The 21,293-nt window shown below is 53.7% G+C and carries 18 protein-coding genes and 4 tRNA genes; 12 read left to right on the top strand and 10 right to left on the bottom strand.

All coding sequences use genetic code 11. From position 1 onward, the window contains the following. Window positions 1-60 precede the first annotated feature (60 nt). From metE to hemB, 12 genes are all read left to right on the top strand, one after another. Entirely contained in the window at window positions 61-2,337 is a 2,277-nt protein-coding gene (gene metE / locus SYMBAF_RS01045; RefSeq protein WP_040264471.1) for a 5-methyltetrahydropteroyltriglutamate--homocysteine S-methyltransferase, read from the top strand. 427 nt (window positions 2,338-2,764) lie between these two features. Next, window positions 2,765-3,295, top strand: coding sequence for a DedA family protein (locus SYMBAF_RS01040; protein ID WP_040264472.1), 531 nt, complete (start codon window positions 2,765-2,767; stop codon window positions 3,293-3,295). 555 nt (window positions 3,296-3,850) lie between these two features. Continuing rightward, entirely contained in the window at window positions 3,851-4,639 is a 789-nt protein-coding gene (locus SYMBAF_RS01035) for a histidine phosphatase family protein (protein ID WP_052447682.1), read from the top strand. Between the two features lie 105 nt (window positions 4,640-4,744). Further along, window positions 4,745-6,061, top strand: a complete 1,317-nt coding sequence (locus SYMBAF_RS01030) for an OprD family outer membrane porin (RefSeq protein ID WP_082026877.1) — start codon at window positions 4,745-4,747, stop codon at window positions 6,059-6,061. Between the two features lie 141 nt (window positions 6,062-6,202). Next, the gene (gene rmuC / locus SYMBAF_RS01025) at window positions 6,203-7,750 is read left to right on the top strand and encodes a DNA recombination protein RmuC (protein WP_040264473.1); all 1,548 of its coding nucleotides are present in this window, start codon (window positions 6,203-6,205) and stop codon (window positions 7,748-7,750) included. Window positions 7,751-7,828: 78 nt separating this feature from the next. Beyond that, complete coding sequence (gene ubiE / locus SYMBAF_RS01020; RefSeq protein WP_040264474.1) at window positions 7,829-8,584, top strand: bifunctional demethylmenaquinone methyltransferase/2-methoxy-6-polyprenyl-1,4-benzoquinol methylase UbiE; 756 nt, start codon at window positions 7,829-7,831, stop codon at window positions 8,582-8,584. Window positions 8,585-8,597: 13 nt separating this feature from the next. After that, window positions 8,598-9,206, top strand: coding sequence for a ubiquinone biosynthesis protein UbiJ (ubiJ, locus tag SYMBAF_RS01015; protein WP_040264619.1), 609 nt, complete (start codon window positions 8,598-8,600; stop codon window positions 9,204-9,206). Further along, on the top strand, window positions 9,203-10,834 hold the full coding sequence (ubiB, locus tag SYMBAF_RS01010) for a ubiquinone biosynthesis regulatory protein kinase UbiB (RefSeq protein WP_040264475.1): 1,632 nt from the start codon (window positions 9,203-9,205) through the stop codon (window positions 10,832-10,834). The genes ubiJ and ubiB overlap by 4 nt, the downstream gene beginning before the upstream one ends. 65 nt (window positions 10,835-10,899) lie before the next feature. Next, complete coding sequence (gene tatA, locus SYMBAF_RS01005) at window positions 10,900-11,163, top strand: twin-arginine translocase TatA/TatE family subunit (RefSeq protein WP_040264476.1); 264 nt, start codon at window positions 10,900-10,902, stop codon at window positions 11,161-11,163. Window positions 11,164-11,166: 3 nt separating this feature from the next. Continuing rightward, window positions 11,167-11,646, top strand: coding sequence for a Sec-independent protein translocase protein TatB (tatB, locus tag SYMBAF_RS01000; RefSeq protein ID WP_040264477.1), 480 nt, complete (start codon window positions 11,167-11,169; stop codon window positions 11,644-11,646). 3 nt (window positions 11,647-11,649) lie between these two features. Next, window positions 11,650-12,420, top strand: coding sequence for a Sec-independent protein translocase subunit TatC (tatC, locus tag SYMBAF_RS00995; RefSeq protein ID WP_040264478.1), 771 nt, complete (start codon window positions 11,650-11,652; stop codon window positions 12,418-12,420). 105 nt (window positions 12,421-12,525) lie between these two features. Continuing rightward, entirely contained in the window at window positions 12,526-13,548 is a 1,023-nt protein-coding gene (gene hemB, locus SYMBAF_RS00990; protein WP_040264479.1) for a porphobilinogen synthase, read from the top strand. Between the two features lie 101 nt (window positions 13,549-13,649). Here the strand turns inward: hemB and SYMBAF_RS00985 are convergent, their stop codons facing one another. From SYMBAF_RS00985 to wzxE, 10 genes are all read right to left on the bottom strand, one after another. After that, window positions 13,650-14,081: a transcriptional activator RfaH gene (locus SYMBAF_RS00985; RefSeq protein WP_040264620.1), complete on the bottom strand. Its 432-nt coding sequence runs from the start codon at window positions 14,079-14,081 to the stop codon at window positions 13,650-13,652. A gap of 390 nt (window positions 14,082-14,471) precedes the next feature. Continuing rightward, a tRNA-Pro gene (locus tag SYMBAF_RS00980) sits at window positions 14,472-14,548 on the bottom strand. Between the two features lie 44 nt (window positions 14,549-14,592). After that, window positions 14,593-14,679, bottom strand: a tRNA-Leu gene (locus tag SYMBAF_RS00975). 37 nt (window positions 14,680-14,716) lie between these two features. Further along, window positions 14,717-14,792: transfer RNA gene (locus SYMBAF_RS00970), tRNA-His, on the bottom strand. Between the two features lie 59 nt (window positions 14,793-14,851). Continuing rightward, a tRNA-Arg gene (locus tag SYMBAF_RS00965) sits at window positions 14,852-14,928 on the bottom strand. A gap of 158 nt (window positions 14,929-15,086) precedes the next feature. Then, a complete protein-coding gene (gene thrP, locus SYMBAF_RS00960; RefSeq protein ID WP_040264480.1) occupies window positions 15,087-16,469 on the bottom strand; it encodes a bifunctional threonine/serine APC transporter ThrP in 1,383 nt (460 codons plus the stop codon). Window positions 16,470-16,725: 256 nt separating this feature from the next. Then, window positions 16,726-17,466: a lipopolysaccharide N-acetylmannosaminouronosyltransferase gene (wecG, locus tag SYMBAF_RS00955; protein ID WP_040264481.1), complete on the bottom strand. Its 741-nt coding sequence runs from the start codon at window positions 17,464-17,466 to the stop codon at window positions 16,726-16,728. Between the two features lie 133 nt (window positions 17,467-17,599). Beyond that, window positions 17,600-18,964: an ECA oligosaccharide polymerase gene (gene wzyE / locus SYMBAF_RS00950; protein ID WP_040264482.1), complete on the bottom strand. Its 1,365-nt coding sequence runs from the start codon at window positions 18,962-18,964 to the stop codon at window positions 17,600-17,602. Continuing rightward, entirely contained in the window at window positions 18,961-20,046 is a 1,086-nt protein-coding gene (locus tag SYMBAF_RS00945; protein ID WP_040264483.1) for a TDP-N-acetylfucosamine:lipid II N-acetylfucosaminyltransferase, read from the bottom strand. Before SYMBAF_RS00945 ends, wzyE begins: the two co-directional genes overlap by 4 nt. Beyond that, window positions 20,043-21,293, bottom strand: a complete 1,251-nt coding sequence (gene wzxE, locus SYMBAF_RS00940) for a lipid III flippase WzxE (protein WP_040264484.1) — start codon at window positions 21,291-21,293, stop codon at window positions 20,043-20,045. Before wzxE ends, SYMBAF_RS00945 begins: the two co-directional genes overlap by 4 nt.

The raw sequence follows: 21,293 nt of genomic DNA, 5'->3' as shown, positions 1-21,293 counted from the left end.
TACAGTAGCTGCGGATTATGGATGTGTAAACATCTGGATGGCTAAATTAGGGGTATGAAGATGGCAATTTTAAATCACACACTGGGTTTTCCACGCGTTGGGCTACAACGTGAACTGAAAAAAGCGCAGGAAAGCTACTGGGCAGGCAACACAACGCAGGAAGAATTGCTGGCGGTTGGCCGTGAGCTACGCGCACGCCATTGGCAACAGCAACGACAGGCCGGGGTGGATTGGGTACCGGTCGGCGATTTCGCTTGGTACGACCATGTATTGACCACCAGCCTGCTGCTAGGCAACGTGCCAGCGCGCCATCAGAATGCCGATGGTTGTATCGATTTGGACACGCTATTCCGCATTGGCCGTGGCCGTGCGCCGAGCGGTAAGCCAGCAGCCGCAGCGGAAATGACCAAGTGGTTCAACACCAACTACCACTACATAGTGCCTGAATTCCATCAGGGCCAGCAGTTCAAACTAGGCTGGACGCAATTGCTGGACGAAGTTGACGAAGCGCTAGCGCTGGGCCACAAAATCAAACCGGTACTGCTGGGCCCCGTCACCTATCTGTGGCTGGGCAAAGTGAAGAGTGAGCCGTTCGACCGCTTGTCACTGCTGAAAGATATCCTACCGGTCTACCAACAGGTGCTGACCGAACTGGCAAAACGCGGCATCGAATGGGTGCAGATCGACGAACCTGCGCTGGTGCTGGAGTTACCGCAAGAATGGCGGAACGCCTTCAAGCCAGCATACGATGCACTGCAGGGGCAGGTAAAACTGCTGCTAACCACCTATTTTGACAGCATCGGCCACAATCTCGACACTCTCCGTACACTACCGGTGCAAGGTCTGCACGTTGATCTGGTTGCCGGCCATGACGATATCGCTGTGCTGGATCAGGCGCTACCAAAAGAGTGGCTACTGTCGCTGGGTGTGATTAATGGCCGCAATGTTTGGCGTGCCGATCTGAGCAGTTGCTTCAACCGCTTGCAACCGCTGGTTGGCCGCCGTCCACTGTGGATCGGCACTTCTTGCTCCCTGCTGCACAGCCCGATCGATCTTAGTGTAGAAAACCGCTTAGACGAGGAAGTGAAAAGCTGGTTCGCCTTCGCGTTGCAGAAATGCGCCGAATTGGCGCTGCTAAGCTCGGCACTGAACGCTGCTGGCACGGCAAAACAGGCCGAATTGGACGCCTACAGCGCGCCAATCCGCGCCCGCCGTCAGTCCAGCCGCGTACACAATGCGCAGGTAGGCAAACGCCTGGCGGCGATCGCCGCACGGGACAGCGAACGCCAGCGTCCTTATGCCCAGCGCGCTCAGGCACAACGTGAGCGCTTCAACCTACCCGCCTGGCCCACGACGACCATAGGGTCGTTCCCACAGACTACCGAGATCCGCAGCCTGCGTCTGGATTTCAAACAAGGTCGGCTTGACGGCAACCGCTACCGCACCAGCATCAGCGAACACATTAAGCAGGCGATCGTCGAGCAAGAACGCCTTGGGCTGGATGTGCTGGTGCATGGCGAAGCAGAGCGCAACGACATGGTGGAATATTTCGGCGAGAACCTCGATGGTTTTGTCTTTACCCAGAACGGCTGGGTGCAAAGCTACGGTTCCCGCTGCGTGAAGCCACCAGTGATTATCGGCGACATCAGCCGCCCACAAGCCATCACCGTCGAGTGGGCGAAATACGCTCAGTCGCTGACCGACAAGCCCGTAAAAGGCATGTTGACCGGTCCGGTGACCATCCTGTGCTGGTCGTTCCCGCGCGAAGACGTCACCCGTGAAGTGATCGCCAAACAGATCGCCTTGGCACTGCGCGATGAAGTAGAAGACTTGGAAAAAGCCGGCATCGGTATCATCCAGATCGACGAGCCAGCGCTGCGCGAAGGTCTGCCGCTGCGTCAATCCGACTGGGCGGCGTACCTGAACTGGGCAGTGGATGCCTTCAAACTGAACGCTGCGGTAGCGCAGGATGATACTCAGATCCATACCCACATGTGTTACTGCGAGTTCAACGACATCATGGATTCTATCGCGGCATTGGATGCCGATGTGATCACCATTGAAACCTCACGTTCCGATATGGATCTGTTGGAAACCTTCAAAGAGTTCGAGTATCCGAACGAAATCGGCCCAGGCGTGTACGACATCCACTCGCCGAACGTGCCGAGCGTAGAATGGATCGCAGCGCTGCTGCGTAAAGCGGCGCAGAACATCCCGGCGGAACGCCTGTGGGTTAACCCGGACTGCGGCCTGAAAACCCGTGGCTGGCCGGAAACCCGTCAGTCCCTGGCCAATATGGTGCTGGCCGCACAGCACCTGCGCAAACAGCAAGCCTGATCGCTGTGGCCGCTCGGCGGCCTGTTGTCCTATTCGCGGTTAATCTGTTACGGTTATATACCCGACATACTCTAAGAACCTATCCCATCAGGCTATGTTATTTGCCATTTTGGCTTTGGGCTATGCTCACCCTCCTCAGGTACTCCCTGTACGCTGCGGTTGTTGTGCGCTGTCGGCGTGCAAACGGGCTACAACAATGTGCGCCTGCTGGCACAGGTTCTAAGTTGCCTGTACGTTAGCTTTCCTCGCTCACCCCAGTCACTGACTGATGTAAGCTCCAGGGGATTAATGAACCTCATCCATGAGGTTCAGCGCAAACGCGGTTTAAATGGGTTCCCAACCCATTTATCGCTGCGTTGCCACCGTCCTGCAACTTGAATTATTTAGGGTATAGTCATCATGAATATTGCCTATCAGGAGCCGTATATTGAGCCTTAATGACGTTATCAACTGGGTCAGCGACATCGTGCGTCAGCACGAGGGCTGGGCCATCCCCATTATCTTCTTTCTGGCGTTCGGCGAGTCGTTGGCGTTTCTGTCACTGCTACTGCCCGCCACGGTGATCCTGCTGGCACTGGGGGCGCTGATTGGCGAAAGCGGTATCGCTTTCTGGCCGATTTGGGCTGCTGCTGCCGTTGGCGCTTTCTTCGGCGACTGGCTTTCCTATTGGATCGGTCATCACTATCAGCATCGGGTTGTTGATATGTGGCCACTGTCGCGCAATCCTCAATTGCTGACACGCGGCCATGCCTTTTTTGAACGCTGGGGCGTGCTGGGCATTTTCATCGGCCGTTTCTTCGGCCCATTGCGCGCCGTGGTGCCGTTGGTCGGCGGGATCTGCGGCATGCCGCAGGGCTATTTCCAACTGGCGAATATCACCTCAGCGATGATTTGGGCGTTTGGCATTCTGGCACCGGGCGCATTGGGTATTAAATGGCTAAGCCAGTGGTTAGGCTGAGGGCTGCTTATTTATACCCGTCATACTTCAAGTTGCATGTGCGTTAGCTTTCCTCACCCCCCCCCCCAGTCACTTACTGATGTAAGCTCCTGGGGGGTTGGCTGCGTTGCTGCCTTCCTGCAACTTGAATTATTTAGGGTATAGAACCTATCTCATAAGGCTATTTTATTTGCCATTTTGGCTCTGGGCAGTGTTCGCCCTCCTCAGGTACTCCCTGTAGGCTGCGATTGTTGCGCGCTGTCGGCGTGCAAACGGGCGGCAACAATGTACGCCTAACGGGATAGGATCTCATTATTTATAAGCGTTACATTAATTATTAAGGAAAGCCTGAGAATTCGATCACGAATTTATATCTATCTGTGGTTTTTTTATTTCCTTTATTTTTTTACGATGATAATTTCCATCATAAGTGGATTGTTACTGTAATTAAACAGGCAAAACCCAGACCCAAGACAAATTTGTCAACGGGTTTGGGTTTTTTTTCACCCTTATTACGCGATCCATGAACCATAAAAACTTATATATAGGCGTTATATTTTCCACTAAGGAATGTCGATGAAAATTAAAACTTGGCTATTAACCACTGTACTTACGCTTTCTTCTATTTCAGCATTCACTGCCTCAGCGGTAGAGAACGACAGCATTAATATTTATTTTGCACGCCACGGTAAAACAATACTCAATACCTATGATCGGGTACAAGGTTGGTCTGATTCACCGTTGACGCCAGCGGGGGTTGAAACGGCTCGTTACTTGGGAGCCGGGTTGAAAGAGATCGCTTTTGATCGTTATTACACCAGCGATGCTGGGCACCAGCGCGAAACGATGCAAGTGATCCTAAAGGAGAGGGTACAACCAAACGTTAAGGTAACGGAACTGCCTGATTTACGAGAGATGTTCTTCGGCGGCTATGAAGGGCTACGTAATGAGGAAATGACCAATGCCACCGCTAAAAAGCTGGGTATCGCCTCTGGTGCGGTGATGTTACAACAGGTAAACGAAGGCCGCCTAAGGCTGATCACATTAGTAAACGCCATCAGTCAGAGCGATGACAAAAAAGAAGCAGAAAATGCATTGCAGATAAAAACGCGCATGCAACGTGCGCTGAATACTATGGTGCAGGATGCGGTAAAGGCTGGAGATAAAAATATCTTGGCAGTCTCTTCCGGGTTATCAATGCTAATGATGATTTCAGATATGACGGATGATCCGAAAAAAGATAAGCCACTGGAGAATGCGGCAGTAGTCAAAATTTCTTATAAAAATGGTAAATATACGGTGAAAGATGTGGGTGATTTTAGTTATGTTACTAAAGGAAAAGCCATTATTAATAAAACTCAGTAACACTCACTTTATAAAATAAAAAGACTCTTCACGGGCTTAGCATGCCTGGGGATATTACATTTTCCCTGGAGGGTACCTTTATGCTTAATGCAGAGGGTAATGATAATGAAAAATTCTGCTTCATGGGGTGTTATTGCTATTGCGCTATTATCAACTACAGCGCAGAGTGCCGATAAAAGCCTGGTTGATTCGTCCTTTTTTAAGGACAGTCAGGCTGAGATCTCACTGAAAAATTATTGGAAATACCTCAAAGATGACGCCGACATTGCCAAGCCTCAGGAGATCCACAGCGCCTGGGGACAAGGGCTGGCGCTAGGCTATCAATCCGGTTATCTGGCGGATATCCTCGGTGTTAACCTTGATTACTACAGCGCAGTAAAACTGGGCGCTAGCGATGCTTTTAATTCTCGCGGCGTGTTGTACAACAACAAACTCAATGATGGTAAAGACAATGCAGCGGGGTTCAGTAAAATTGGGCAGCGCTATATTAAACTGAAAGGCGAGGTGGGTGGCGCTACGCTCAATGCGCAGTGGGGCTGGCAAACACTGCGCGATTATGGCGTGATTTCCCGTTCCACCCGTCTTTCTCCCAGCAGCTATTTGGGCTGGTCAGGCGGAGCGACGCGTGCCGGGTTGTCTTTCCGTGGGGCTTATATCGAGCGTTCCATGGCGCGCAACTCCCCCGAAAGTCTACGCCTGCAAACCAACGATGGCCGTGTTATCGGCCATCTCGCCACTGCCGAGCTAGGCTATAAGAATGACCTGTTCAATGGTCAATTGGCGTACGGTGAATCTCAGGACTACTTGCGCCGCCAAATCTTACGGCTGGCGTTCAGCCCCGATGAGAAACTCACACTGGGCAGCCAGATTTACACCACCCAAGCGCTGGACGGCTATCAGGCGATGGCGCTGAGTAAACGTCATTTCGATCGTAATGCCAACCACTATGCTTTCGATGCTAAATGGCAGGAGCCACGCTGGAACCTCAAGTTGGGTATCGCCCATACTCGGGCACCAAAAGGGGAAGGAGCGTTGGGGTTTTATCCGCGTCATATGACGAAAGACTCACGCGGCACCTTCACCTCTATGGCCAATGTGGAAGCGTATATGGCTGATGGTGAAACCATGCTGGGGATGGAAGCCGAATACCGCATGACGCCTGAATTCACCGCCGGGCTGCTCGGTACCTATGGTCAATTCGACTATCAAGGGGCTAGGGTACGCCTCGGTGAGATTAACGCTTTTGGCCGCTGGACGCCTTCACATCACAAGTTGAAAAATCTGACGGTGCTCGCCATCGTTGGCCCAGGTTGGTCCTATAAGCACCAGAATAATACCCCCGTAATAGCCGATGGACGCTATCAGACGTCTCATTCTCTGGCGGCAGAATTTATTGCCGAGTACCGCTTCAAACTGTTTTAACCTACCTAATCAGCGCGGTATCACTTTTCGCTACTGCGCCCCTTCAATGAAAATGTGCTGGACATCCATACAGCCTCCCCTTAACGTGACAGGCAATGGGCGTGTGAAACGCCGTAGCGGCAAGGTTTAACAGGAGGCAGGGTGGATAGCAGTCTGGTTTATGGGATCGGTGGGGGGGGGATCGGCCTGCTACTCGGGTGGCTGATCGCCAGCCTACTGGCGCAGCAGACCAACGCGCGGTATGAGACCGAACTGCGTTTGCTGGAGCAAGCGTTGCAACAGGTGCAGCAGGCGGCAGCGGCTCGAGAGGAAACGTTACGACACCATGAGCAACAAATGCGCCAGAACGAGTTGGAACTGCGCAATTTACACAGCCAACTGGCAACTGGGCAGGAAAAGCTGCAACAGCTCAATCACTGGCGCAACGAGTGTGAGTTGCTCAATCAGGAACTGCGCGCCCAGCGTGAGGTCAACAGCGCGCAGGAAGCCGAACTACGTGAAGTCACCATCCGGCTGGAGGAGACCCGCATGGCCGCAGAAGAGAAGCAGCGCCTGCTGATCAACAGCGAACAGCGTCTCACTACCCAATTCGAAAACCTGGCAAACCGTATTTTCGAACATAGTGGCCGCAAGGTGGATGAACAAAACCAGCAAAGCCTGGATCGCCTGCTGTTGCCGTTACGTGAACAACTGGACGGTTTTCGCCGACAGGTGCAAGACAGCTTTGGACAGGAAGCACGCGAGCGCCATACGTTGACGCATGAAATACGCCATTTGCAGCAATTGAATGCCCAGATGGCGCGTGAAGCCATCAACCTCACCAAGGCGCTAAAAGGGGGCAACAAAACCCAGGGCAACTGGGGCGAGGTGGTGCTGAGCCGGGTGCTGGAAGCCTCCGGCCTGCGCGAGGGGCATGAGTATGAAACCCAGGTCAACGTGCGGGTGGATCACCATAGTCGCATGCAACCGGATGTGATCGTCCGTCTGCCGCAAGGCAAGGATGTGGTGATCGACGCCAAGGTGTCCTTGATTGCCTATGAGCGTTATTTTAACGGTGAAGACGAGGCACAGCGCGAGGCGGCGCTAAACGAGCATATTGCCTCATTGCGCGGCCATATCCGGCTGCTGGGGCACAAGGATTATCAGCAGTTGCCCGGTTTGCGCTCGCTGGATTACGTGCTGATGTTCATCCCCATCGAACCGGCCTTTCTACTGGCGATTGACCGTGCGCCGGAGATGATCAGCGAGGCGCTTAAGCACAACATCATGTTGGTCAGCCCAACTACGCTGCTGGTGGCGCTACGCACCATCACTAACCTGTGGCGCTACGAGCACCAAAGCCAGAACGCTCAACACATCGCAGACCGGGCAGCAAAGCTATATGACAAAATGCGGCTGTTCGTCGACGACATGTCCGCACTGGGGCAAAGCTTGGACAAAGCACAGGACAGTTATCGCCAGGCAATGAACAAACTGAGTACTGGCCGTGGTAATCTTATTGGCCAGACCGAGGGTTTCCGCACGCTGGGAGTCGAAGTGAAGCGGCCAATCAATCCGTTATTGGCTCAGCAGGCCAGCGCACAACAGCACGAAGCCGAGGCGGCGGTGGGCAACCAACCGGCCAGTATGCTACCGCAGGCAGAAGAAGACCCTCCCGCAGGGAAAGCAAACGCCGTTTCGCCCCCTTGAACACCGCAGCAAGGTGGGGTATTACGTGGGGTTCTGGTACACTCAGCAGCACCAAATTGACTGAATAGCAGGCAGAATATGGCAGAACAACCGCAGAAAACGACCGATTTTGGTTTTCGTACCGTTGCTAGAGACGAAAAACAGGCCATGGTGGCGGATGTTTTTCATTCGGTAGCGGCAAAGTATGACGTCATGAACGATCTGATGTCATTCGGCATCCACCGTATCTGGAAACGTTTCACCATTGACTGTAGCGGCGTGCGCCGTGGGCAGCGGGTCTTGGATCTAGCTGGCGGTACGGGTGACTTAGCGGCCAAATTCTCCGGCATAGTTGGCGAGCAGGGACTGGTGGTGCTAGCGGATATCAACGATTCAATGCTCAAGGTGGGTCGCGACAAGCTACGCGATCGCGGCATCGTCGGCAATATCAGCTATGTGCAGGCCAATGCGGAAGCATTACCGTTCCCTGATAACTATTTTGATTGCATCACTATCGCTTTCGGCCTACGCAACGTCACCGAAAAAGACAAAGCGCTGCGTTCGATGTTCCGCGTACTGAAACCGGGTGGCCGTCTGCTGGTACTGGAATTCTCCAAGCCTCGGCTGGCACCGTTGAACAAAGCCTACGATGCCTATTCTTTCCATGTGCTGCCAAAAATCGGCGCACTGGTGGTGAAGGATCCAGACAGCTACCGTTATCTGGCCGAATCAATCCGCATGCACCCCGATCAGGAAACCCTAAAGGGTATGATGGTCAATGCTGGTTTCGATAACGTCACCTATTTCAACCTGACCGGCGGCATTGTAGCCTTGCACCGTGGCTTCAAATTCTGAGATGAATATGCCGATGCTGTTTACCCCCCTGTTGACTGGCGCGTTGGAAACCTCGCTCAACAGCTTACTCTTTCACGATCGCAGCATGAAATCCGCCCGGCAGCGTTTAGCGGGCAAGGTGCTGCGCATTGAGCTGAAGGAACTGGCCTCTCCGCTGGTGCTAGTGTTTAGCGAGCGGCGGGTGGATGTGCTGGGGCAATATGAAGATAACGCGGATTGTACGGTACGTAGCCGTATCCCGGCGCTACTGAAGTTGCGCGATCGCCAGCAACTGCCAGTGTTGATGCGTTGCGGCGAACTGATGGCGGAAGGCGACATTCAGGTGGTACAACAGTGGGTCGCGCTGCTCGATCTGGCTGAGTGGGATCCTGCCGAATGGCTGGCACCCTACATCGGCGATATTGCCGCTCAGGGCATCACCCAGGCGTTGGGCAAAGGAGCCAGCTTGTTGAAAGCCGGTTTACAGCGCTGGCAACATGAAATGGCGGAGACGCTAACGGAAGAGTGGCGTGTGGCACCGGGATCGCGGGAAGTGGCCTGGTTCAACGAGGATGTTGACGCCGTCACCCACAGCACACAAGCGCTGATCGCCCGCATGAACCAGTTGGAGGGCAAGCGATGACCCCTGGTGAACTGTGCCGCCTGTATTTGATCGTCCGCGTTTTTCTTAGTTATGGCCTGGATGAATTAATCCCTAAAATGCGCCTGACGCCGCTCTTGCGTTTTGGCCGTCGGTTGCTGTTCTGGATGCCGAATCGGCATCAGGACAAACCGCTGGGCGAGCGTTTGCGGCTGGCGCTGCAAGATCTGGGGCCGGTGTGGATCAAGTTCGGCCAGATGATGTCGACCCGCCGTGACTTGTTTCCACCGCACATCGCCGATCAACTGACGCTGCTACAGGATCGGGTGTCCCCCTTTGATGGCGCGCTGGCACGCAAGTCTATCGAACAGACGATGGGGGGGCCGCTGGAGGCCTGGTTTGACGAGTTTGACCCACAAGCGCTGGCATCCGCCTCCATTGCACAAGTACATAGCGCCCGGATGAAAACCACCGGACAGGAAGTGGTGCTAAAGGTGATACGGCCAGATATCGAGCCGATCATCAAGGCTGACGTTCGCCTGATGTATCGCTTGGCCGGTTGGGTGCCAATGTTGATGCCAGATGGCCGCCGTCTGCGCCCGCGTGAAGTGGTTCGCGAGTACGAGAAGACCTTGCTGGATGAATTGAACCTGCTGCGCGAAGCGGCCAACGCCATTCAGTTACGCCGCAATTTTGAAGGTAGCTCGATGCTGTATGTGCCTGAAGTCTACGCCGATTACTGCCGTGAAAACGTGCTGGTGATGGAACGGATCTACGGTATTCCGGTTTCGGACATTAACGCACTGGAACAGCAAGGCACCAACATGAAGCTGTTGGCAGAACGCGGTGTTCAGGTGTTCTTTACGCAGGTATTCCGCGACAGCTTCTTCCATGCAGATATGCATCCCGGTAATATTTTTGTCAGCTACCAGCACCCGGAAGATCCCTGCTATATCGGTATTGACTGCGGTATCGTCGGTTCGCTGAACAAAGACGACAAACGCTATCTGGCGGAAAATTTCATCGCCTTTTTCAATCGCGATTACCGTAAGGTGGCAGAGTTGCACGTTGACTCAGGTTGGGTACCGCGCGACACCAACGTGGAAGATTTTGAATTCGCCATTCGCACGGTGTGTGAACCGATCTTCGAAAAACCGTTGGCGGAGATCTCATTTGGCAACGTGCTGTTAAACCTGTTCAATACGGCACGCCGCTTCAATATGGAAGTGCAACCGCAACTGGTGTTATTGCAGAAGACCTTGCTGTATGTTGAAGGTCTGGGCAGACAGCTCTACCCACAATTGGACTTATGGACCACCGCCAAACCCTTTCTTGAGAGCTGGCTGCGCGATCAGGTCGGCATACCAGCAGCGATACGTGCACTGAAAGAAAAAGCACCGTTCTGGGCAGAGAAGTTGCCCGAATTACCTGAACTGTTTTACCACAGCTTGCAGCAGCATAAGTTGCTGCTGCAAAGCGTGGATAAGCTGACTGAGCAGATGCAGGTGCAGCGGGTTCGTCAGGGGCAATCGCGTTATTTGCTCGGCGTTGGCGCTACACTGTTAGTAAGCGGTACACTGCTGCTGTTAGGACAGGTCGCACTTTTCCCCGTCTGGATAATGGCTGCTGGCGTTATCTGCTGGGTGATTGGCTGGCAGCGAACTCCTTGAATGGGTTCGATACCCTGGTCAATCCTGTAGACTTTAAAGCCCTTTTAAATGTAGAGGTAACTGGAATGGGCAGTATTAGTATTACGCAATTGTTGGTTATCGCAGTGATCGTGGTGCTGCTGTTTGGCACCAAAAAGCTCCGCACATTGGGTTCTGATCTCGGTGCCTCCATCAAGGACTTCAAAAAAGCGATCGGCGACGAAACGCCACCGCCAACCCAAACGGCTGAGAAAAGCAGCCTGGATGACGCTGACTTCACGGCCAAACCGATTACCGATAAGCCGCCGGAAGTAAAAACAGAAAATCCGCAGAAAAAAGAGCAGGTATAAACCGTGTTTGACATTGGGTTTAGTGAACTGCTGCTGGTACTGGTTATCGGTCTGGTCGTTCTTGGGCCGGAGCGGTTGCCAGTAGCGGTCAGAACAGTTTCGAGCTGGGTTCGTGCGTTACGTTCGCTGGCAGCCTCGGTGCAGCATGAGCTTGCTCAAGAACTGAAGTTGCAAGAACGACAAGACAGCCTGAAAAAGGCCGAACAGGCTGGCCTACAGCACCTGACGCCAGAGCTGAAGGCGTCGATGGAGGAGCTAAAAGAGGCGACAGAGTCATTGAAACGCACTTACCAAGGCGAACGAACCAGCCCCCTTCATAACCCGCAAGTCACTGACCCAGCAGCCAGTCACGCTGGCGTGACACCGACTGTGGTGGAGCCTCAGCCTGCGACAAGCTCGGTGGCCACACCGTCAATCACCACGGCTTCTGAACCTGTTGCGGAGAAAACCTCATCATCTCACCAACCTAGTGGCGATCGTTAAAACATGGCTGTTGAAGATACCCAACCCCTTATCAGTCACCTGATAGAATTGCGTAAGCGGTTGTTAAACTCGATTATCAGCGTGTTGGTGATCTTTTTGGTGCTGGTCTATTTCGCCAACGACATTTACCAATGGGTCGCTGCACCGTTGATTAAACAACTACCTGTCGGGGCTAGCATGATCGCCACCGATGTGGCGTCACCGTTCTTTACTCCCATCAAGCTGACCCTGGTCGTCTCGGTGTTTGTTTCAGCACCGATGATCCTGTATCAAGTCTGGGCTTTTATCGCACCGGCGCTGTACCAACATGAACGTCGGTTAATGGTGCCGCTGCTGGTTTCCAGCAGCTTGCTGTTTTATCTCGGCGTGGCCTTCGCTTACTTTATCGTGTTTCCGCTTGCCTTTAGCTTCTTCGCCAAGACTGCGCCAGTCGGGGTGATGATCGCCACCGACATCAATAACTACCTCGATTTCGTCATGGCGCTGTTTATGGCGTTCGGCGTAGCCTTCGAGGTGCCCGTTGCCATTATCCTGCTTTGCTGGAGCGGTGTAACCTCGCCGGAAGATCTGAAGAAGAAACGACCTTATGTGTTGGTCGGGGCGTTTGTGGTGGGGATGTTACTAACGCCGCCTGACGTGTTTTCACAGACTTTACTGGCAATACCGATGTACCTGCTGTATGAGGTAGGGATATTCTTCGCCCGTTTCTATACGGGCAAACGCAATGCGCCGCCGGAAGGAGAAAACCAAGGCGAAGAACCCCCGGTATCTTGAGGCTGTTTTGTTTCTAATCTGCGGCAACAGACCCAGTCTTCTGCGCCGAAAAACCAATGACAACACCCGCCAGCTATCCTGGTTGGTTTGAATTAGGAGAAAACTATGAGCCACGCATTTCAGGGTTCCTTCCCAGGCCGCCGCATGCGCCGCATGCGCCGTCATGACTTCAGCCGCCGCCTGGCTGCTGAGAATCAATTGACGGTCAACGACCTGATTTATCCCGTGTTTGTCATGGAAGGCAACAACCGTCAAGAACAGGTCGCAACGATGCCCGATGTCTCACGCATGACTATCGACTTGCTGATCAAGGAAGCGGAAACCATCGCCATGCTCGGTGTGCCGGTGATATCCCTATTTCCGGTCATCGAGCCGGGCTTGAAATCGCTGCACGCAGAAGAATCCTATAATCCAGATGGCCTGGTGCAACGCGCGGTACGCGCGCTGAAAGACGCAGTGCCAGAACTGGGCATCCTGACCGATGTGGCGCTCGATCCCTATACCACCCATGGGCAGGACGGGGTAATCGATGAACAAGGCTATGTGATCAACGATATCACCAAAGACATTCTGGTTCGTCAGGCACTGTCTCATGCCGAGGCAGGAGCGGAAATCGTGGCACCGAGCGATATGATGGATGGCCGTATCGGGGCAATCCGCTATTGTCTGGAGCAGCAGGGCCAGGTGAACACCCAAATTATGGCCTACTCCGCCAAGTACGCTTCCTACTACTACAGCCCGTTCCGTGACGCGCTGGGATCCAGCAACAACCTACAGGGCGGCTGCAAGAAGAGCTATCAGATGAACCCCGCCAATAGCGACGAAGCACTGCAAGAGATTGCGCAGGATCTGCAAGAAGGCGCGGATATGGTGATGGTAAAACCGGGTATGCCCTATCTGGACGTGGTGTATCGGGTGAAAAGCACCTTCGGCGTACCCACCTTTGCTTATCAGGTGTCTGGTGAATACGCCATGCATATGGCAGCGATTCAGAACGGCTGGCTACCAGAGCAACCTACGGTGATGGAGTCGCTGATAGGCTTCAAGCGCGCGGGGGCTGACGGTGTGCTGACCTACTTCGCCAAGCGTGTGGCTCAATGGCTACATGACGGGGCAATGCAGCGCTAGACTGTGTCCTGTCATTGAGCATGGTGACGTTGCCAACCCGAAGGACGGGGCCAATAGCTGGCACAGCCTCATGCGCATCATAAACCAAATTGCCTTTTGCATTACACCTTCTGGAATTGTCGATTGTCCAAACTTTGGCTGACCTGCTTGTGGAGCAGGTTCAGTAACAACATCGAACGCGTTTCACCGTCTGGCTCGGTGTAGATGGCGCGCAACCCTTCGAACACCCCGTTAACGATCAACACGGTATCCCCCGGTTGCGGGGTTTGTGGATCAACGCAGGTCTCGCCGACATGTATTTGCAGCTCTTCGATCACCCTATAGGGTATAGTGGCCGGCAGCGCACCAAAGCGCACAAAGTGACTGACACCCCGGTTGGGGAACAGGGGTTCGCTGATCGCGATGCGTTTGCCCCGCACGATTTTTTCCAGCGTGATGATTGGGCTGAAACAATTGACTGCCTGCCACTTCAGATGTTTCTGCGCCCGTGATAACTGGCCGCGTTTGCAATAAAGTAAATACCAGGATTCCATAATTACCATGCCCTTTTACCAGCCATTAAGCATATCAAAAACTATTTTGGATACATAGAGCCTATCCCATTTGGACCAGGACAGCGTGCAACAACCGCAACGTACAAGGAGTCCGTGAGGCGGGTGAGCACTGCCCAGGGCCAAAATGGCAAATTAAGTAGCCTGATGAGATAGGTGCATAGTGTGATACCGGTTTCAGCGCGTGACATCCGCTATCTCCAGCTATCATTGGCTATTGATCATTTTTGGGTTGAGAGGATGGATTGCAATGCATCAGGAGGGGCTTTACGAGGAAACAGAAAACAGTGGGATGATCTAACTTACGCTCTGGGCAATCAGTTTTTTGTAGCTTTGTCTGGGCTTTGACAGAGAAAATGTGGGGTGAGAAGGTGGTCGGCGAGAGAGGATTCGAACCTCCGACCCACTGGTCCCAAACCAGTTGCGCTACCAAGCTGCGCTACTCGCCGATGCTTTGTTGCAGATAGTTACAGCTACAACACTTATATTTGTGTGGTGCGAAGAGAGGGACTTGAACCCTCACGTCCGTAAGAACACTAACACCTGAAGCTAGCGCGTCTACCAATTCCGCCACCTTCGCACAGTCACAAAACAGCTTACACATTTTTTCTGAATGTTGGGGTGGCTAATGGGACTCGAACCCACGACAACTGGAATCACAATCCAGGGCTCTACCAACTGAGCTATAGCCACCATAACGTCTTAACTTGATGCGATAATACCACCACCGCAGATCCTGCGCAGAAACTTAATGGCGCGCCCGACAGGATTTGAACCTGAGACCTCTGCCTCCGGAGGGCAGCGCTCTATCCAACTGAGCTACGGGCGCGTAGCGCCGTTGCGGGAGGGGATACTACGGATTTACACTAATTCTGTCTAGTGCTTTTCGCAGAAATGTTTGCGTTTGATTACGCTTTGCTCACTCTCGTGCAGGAAAGCGTAATCCACTGCCTCTTTTACGGCTTATTGCCGCGTTGCCGCCTATTTTTAAGCCGGATGATGTTTCTTGTGCATACCCAACACAAAGTAACACAGGCTGACACCCGCCAAGAAAATGGCCCCCACCAGCAGAGAAACGCGTGTATCCGGGTTGATCCCCATACCAACCAGCACGCACAGGAGAAAAGCGATGGTCAAATAATTCACATAAGGGAACAGGATAGACTTGAAGCTGTGGGTTTTGATCGCTTCCTTATCATAGGCGCGGCGGAAGTATAGCTGGCTGATCAGCACCACAAACCACGGCACCATACCCGGCAACACACTGGCACTATAGACGTAAACGAACACCTGCTGCGGATTAGGAATGATGTAGTTCAGCACAGACCCCACCAACAAGCAGACAATGGTGACGGCAATACAGTTCACTGGCACACCGCTTTCGGAAAGCCGGGTCAGCGCAGCCGGCAGTTGGCGGTTTTTGGCCAACGCGTACAACATGCGGCCACCGCTATACATGCCGCTGTTACAGCCGGAGAGCGCAGCAGTCAGCACCACAAAGTTAATAATACTGGCGGCAGCCACGATGCCAATCTTGGCAAAGGTCAGCACGAACGGGCTACCAGCGGTGCCAATGCCGTTCCACGGGAAAAGGGTGACGATGACGAAAATGGCACCGACATAGAAAATTAGGATACGCCACAGGATATTATTGATTGCGCGCTTCAGCGTGACCTGCGGTTTTTTGGCCTCGCCAGCGGTGATGCCTACCAGTTCAACCCCTTGATAAGACGCGACCACGATACAAAGCGCGAACAGGAACCCTTTCCAGCCCCCAGCAAAGAAGCCGCCGTGATCCGTCAGATTGGCGAAGCCAATCGGCGCACCGCCGTTGCCGAAGCCAAAAAAAATCACCCCCAGCCCCACCAGGATCATCACGATTATGGTGGAGACCTTAATCATGGCGAACCAAAACTCCAGCTCACCGTACAGCCGTACCGCCACCAGGTTGGCCAACGCCACCATCGCCACGGCAGTCAGCGCTGGTACCCACTGAGGGATCTCTGGGAACCAAAATTGCACATAAACCCCGATGGCAGTGATCTCCGAAATACCGACGGCTATCCACATAAACCAGTAACCCCAGGCAGTCAGGTAGCCGAAGTAAGGGTTCATATATTTATGTGCATAAACGGCGAATGAACCCGCCACCGGCTCTAGGAATAACATCTCGCCCATTGAACGCATAATGAAGAAGACGAACAGCCCGGCGATGATATAAGCCAGCAGTACTGATGGCCCCGCCCATTTCAACGTGCTCGCAGAACCCATAAACAGGCCAACCCCGATGGTCCCCCCCAACGCGATCAGCTCGATATGCCGGGCTTCAAGCCCCCGGTGTAGTCCTTGCGGTTTTTCTTTGTACGCCATAAATCCTCAATAATTTTCGGGTGGTGTTTGCTTGCCGGCAGCGACCGATGATGATGGTTTTAGTCGACCAGGGCAATGTTACGGCGAGCAAACGTCGTTCAGCGCTATCGCGCATCAGGTGCCAGTGGGCAGGGATAATTTCCGGGCTGTATCGTTTCGCATTTCACCGCTATAAGCAAACCGCAATTTAAAACTTTATGGAATAAATGAAGGTAACTTTAGGGCTGAGGGTTATATTTGTTGGCCCAATCGTCGCTTACAATTTACCACTGTAATAGTAGCCGACAAATTTCAGCAGCTTCAGTTGGCGGCGAATACGGCTAGGTTGGCTGAGCAGCCGGTAAAGCCACTCAAGACCCAAATTCTGCCAAACCTTGGGCGCACGCTTTACATGGCCGGTAAACACGTCATAGGTGCCGCCTACGCCCATGTACAACGCGCGTGGATGCACTTTGCCACAGTCGTGCATCAGCATCTCCTGCTTCGGTGATCCCATCGCCACGGTGACGATGGCCGCCCCACTGGCATGGACACGTTCAAACAGCGTCTCGCGCTGTTCTGGCTTAAAGTAGCCATCCTGGCTACCCACCAGGTTAACGTTCCACTGGCTGCGCAGCTTCTGCTCGGTTTCTGCCAGTACGTTCGGTTTGCCGCCGATCAAGAACACCGGTGTGCCCTCGCGGCCAGCACGCTGCATCAGCACCTCCCACAGATCGGCACCCGCCAGACGCGACACTTCAGCACCCGGATATTTGCGGCGCATTGAGCGTACCAGGCTGATGCCATCGGCATACTTGTATTCCGCGTCAGCCAGCAGTGCACACAGCGCTGGACTTTTCTCCGCTTTCAGTATCTTTTCGGCATTCATTGCCACCAGCGCGCCCTGCTTTACCCGGCCACCGTCAAACAGAAAGTCGATGCATTGCGCCATATCATGGAATCCCCATAGTTGGAAACCCCGCAGTTCATACTTCGGAATCGGCATCTTTTCTCCCATCGTTAATTACCCTTACAGCAAGCCGTTGGTACGCAGAGAGGGCTGTATACCCTAAATAATTCGAGTTGCAGGAAGGCACGCAGCAGCTCCCCGGGTGCTAACACCCGTCAGTGACTGGGATAAGCGAGGAGAGCTAACGCACAGGCAACTTGGAGTATGGCGGGTATATACGTCTATGCAACGCCCGTGTCCTGATCAACCCGGCAGTGTCAAAAAGCCAGTAAAGCAACTTCGCCAGCACCAGACAGGTGCCAAAAATGATACCGAAGAACACCACACGTGAAACGAACGAATCAACCCCTTCACGCGCTAATACGATCATGTTGAACACCGCGCCGAAGCAGAAGCCATGCAGAATGGCCGCCTTGTAGCGGTTTGGCTCAGTTTTACCCCTCTCGTACAACCAGTCGAACCATTTGATGATCATGCCGACCAGCACCGCACCCAGCGGAATAAACAGCGCTCCCCCCATCACCACCAGCGAACCGATCAGCGTTGGGGAGATAGCCAGGCCCGAATGGTTGTCCAGTACTTCCCAGGTAAAGTAGTTGGCGGAGTTTAGCACCACATCCGGGCGGCTCGGCCACAGCCAGGACGGGATAAAGACGTAGAAGTCACGCACGATCGGCGCTAACCCTTGGAAATCTATCTTGTCGTAATTTTGCAGCAGCAGCGCCAAATTTTCCCACGGCGAGAAGGTGTCGCGCGTCAAGTACAGGAAGGTGTAAAACACCTCAGAACCACTGACGTCCAGGCTGTAGCGTTTCAACGCCAGCCAGAACATGCCGACAATGCCGAACACCCCCGCTACCGTCAGCATCCACAGCGTGATCCAACCGCGCACAATGCCGATAAACAGGAACAACGCGAAGGCGATGATAATATTGGCACGGGTGCCACCGACGATCACGTAAGTCAGGGTACCAAACGCCACTGTCGCCACTAAAAAGAAGCACCAGGTGCGCCGATCCTGCCGCAAGAAATACACCACCAGCATCGCCGGGATAAAGAAATAAAAGAAGCGTTTAAGCGCAACCCCGGATACGTTGCTGGAGAAAATCTGGCTGTAAGAATTAAGCTTGAACAACAGCAGACCATTCTGCATAAAGAAAATACCCACAGTGCCGACCGCCACCAGTGCCAGCAGGATCCAGGTCAGGTGGGTTTCCACCCGGTTCATGGTAAATAGCGCTGTGCGCCGCCGGGGCCGGTGCTGACGAAGCCGGGTTTTATAGCTGACGTAATAAATGGCATAGAATGCCGTAGCAGACAACATGGCATATAGCAGAAACGTGACCGGCACCGCCTCGACATCGAACTGGAATACCAACAAGCAGGTCAGTGGAAAACCGAAGTAAAACGTCAGTAAATACAACAGAGAGAAGAACAGGTTAAAGTTAAAACGAATACGCCGGAACTCCTGGTAGGTCAAGGTGAGGATAAACAGCACGCTGACCAGATAGACCACCAGCAGGCCACCAAACTGCGCCAGCGTCATGAGGTTCCCCTCGTTGCCAATGCCAATGCCTGTTGCCAACCGTTGAGGTAATTGGGATCAAAGAAGGCGATGGTCTGTTTATCCACCGAGGCCAATTGACGCTGCGCCTCACGCACTACCGCTGGATCTAGAGGATCGCCGTAGAACAGCACCGGCAGATGTTGCTCCGCCAGATCCTGCCAGAACGGGTTCTGCCGACTGAGCACAAAAGGCACGCCAAACTGAATCAACAAGCACAGGGTGCCAATGCCCTGCTGGCGGTTGAAAATGAAGTAGCCAAGATCACATTCGCGCAGAATATTCAGGTAATCCTCAAATGCCACCTGCTGCGTCAGCAATTGCAGGTTCTTTTCACTGAACCGTTGCAGCCCGGCAACACGCACTTGCTCAAGGTAGGCATCATTGTTGGTTGGGTAGCCCATCGGCAGGATCACCCGGACATCGGCACCAAACTGCTGATGGATCGCCTCCAGTGCGTCGATATGCCGGTTGCTGCGATCGCCAGAGTTACCGACCAGAATAGTCATCGGCCCGGCCTGGCTCTTTTCCCCATTGATGCCAGCCAGCGCCGGAACCCCGCGTGTCGGGAAATACAGTAGCGAAGCCGGCACGCGAGGATGGCGTTGCCGGTAATAGAGCATGTCGCCACGGGTGGCAAAGATGTTGGCTACGCGGCTTTGCGCCATGCGGCGCAGCCGATAGAACAAGCGGAATTTCCAGTGGGTGGCGTCCTCGTACAGATCGGCCCCCCAAACATGCCAACTGACTTGGCGAGCCTTGATTTTACCGCTCAGCAGCGCCAACCACAGCCGCGCATTGAACTGACCGTGCCAGAAGAAGCGCGCGTAACGATCGGCCTGGGCGTGGGCGATCACCGCCTGAGCCAGGCTTTTTTTATCCGCAAAAGCGGCAATACTTAACGTGGGGAACTCACCCAGTGCGGTCACGTCTTTTGCCGCCACCATAAAATGGCGCGTCTGTTCCGCAGGCAGCCATGGCACCAGCACGTCGTTAAAGAAACGCAGCACTGTTTGATTATGATGTGGGATATCAGATCCCAGTACGTGGATCAGTGTGGTCATACACGCCTACGATAAATAAGAAATAAGCAGCTACAGAGTGTGAAATACACAATGTAGGTTACCATATAGGCTTGAGCCGCCCCCAACGCCCCGTGCAGCGGTATCAGCCAGTGTGAGAACACCATCAGCAGTAGAAATTGGCTGACTTCCGTCAGGAGATAAAAACGCAGTGACGCTTTGGCGATAACCAAATAGCCGAACACATAGGCCCCGACTTTCAGCACGTCGCCGACCAGTTGCCAGGCAAACAGATCGCGCATCGCGACAAACCTGTCCGAAAACAGCAACCAGATGGCAAAATCGCGCAGTAGCCATACGGTGAAACTCGCCGCCGCTACCGCTGGCAGCACAAACCTCAGTGAGCGTACAATCTCTTGGCAGAGGGCGCTTTTATCCGTCAGTCGTGAGAGTGTTGGCAGCAAATACACGGTGAATGAGGCGGTGATAAATTGCAGATAAGCATCAGAGATGCTGCTGACGCCCTGCCAGATCCCCACTTCATCCCAGCTATAATGCGCCGCCAGCAGCTTTCGCATCATCACATAGGCCACGGGCAGCGTCACCGAGGTGATCAACGCCATAAGGGTGTACTTGCTGAGATTGCCAGCCACCGCTTTATCCCACGACAACGCTAAATAGTGCCATGGTAAGGAGTGACGCCGCCACAGTACCAGCCCAGCTGGCAACACAGCCAGCGCAGGCACCAGCGCCAACCCAGTCAGCGCGCCCTCATAACCGCCCAGCTTAAAGCACCAGCAGTAAACCACCACACCTATCAGGCTACCGCCGATCACTGCCAACGCGTTGCCCACCGCATCGCGATAGCCCTTCAGCACAGACATAAACAGGTTGGCGTAGGCGATACCCATCTGAATAAACGCTACGGCGCGCACCACGCCGACATAGTCGGTATGGCCGAACAGCCCGATGCTGATGGGTTTAGCGGCGTACAGGAATACCAGCGCCAACAAGGTCGAGAAACCCAGTACCATACTCGACGCGGTGCCAACAGCCAAACGCAACCGCAGCGGATCTTGATGGTACTTCGCCACATATTTGGTGATGCCGTTAAAAATCCCGGCACCGGACAGTACGCCCAGTACGGTAATCAACTGACGGAAGTTGCCTGCTTGCCCTACACCGCCAGGGCCAAATGCCACCGCCAGTAGTTTCACCACCAGTAGCCCCACGCCGATTTTGATCAATGTGGAGCCAGCCGTCCAAACTGATGCTTTTGCCCACGACAT

The sequence above is a fragment of the Serratia symbiotica genome, assembly GCF_000821185.2.
Classification (GTDB): Bacteria; Pseudomonadota; Gammaproteobacteria; order Enterobacterales; family Enterobacteriaceae; genus Serratia; species Serratia symbiotica.
Note: the sequence above shows the minus strand (reverse complement) of the source record. Positions and strands in the feature narration are given on the sequence as shown.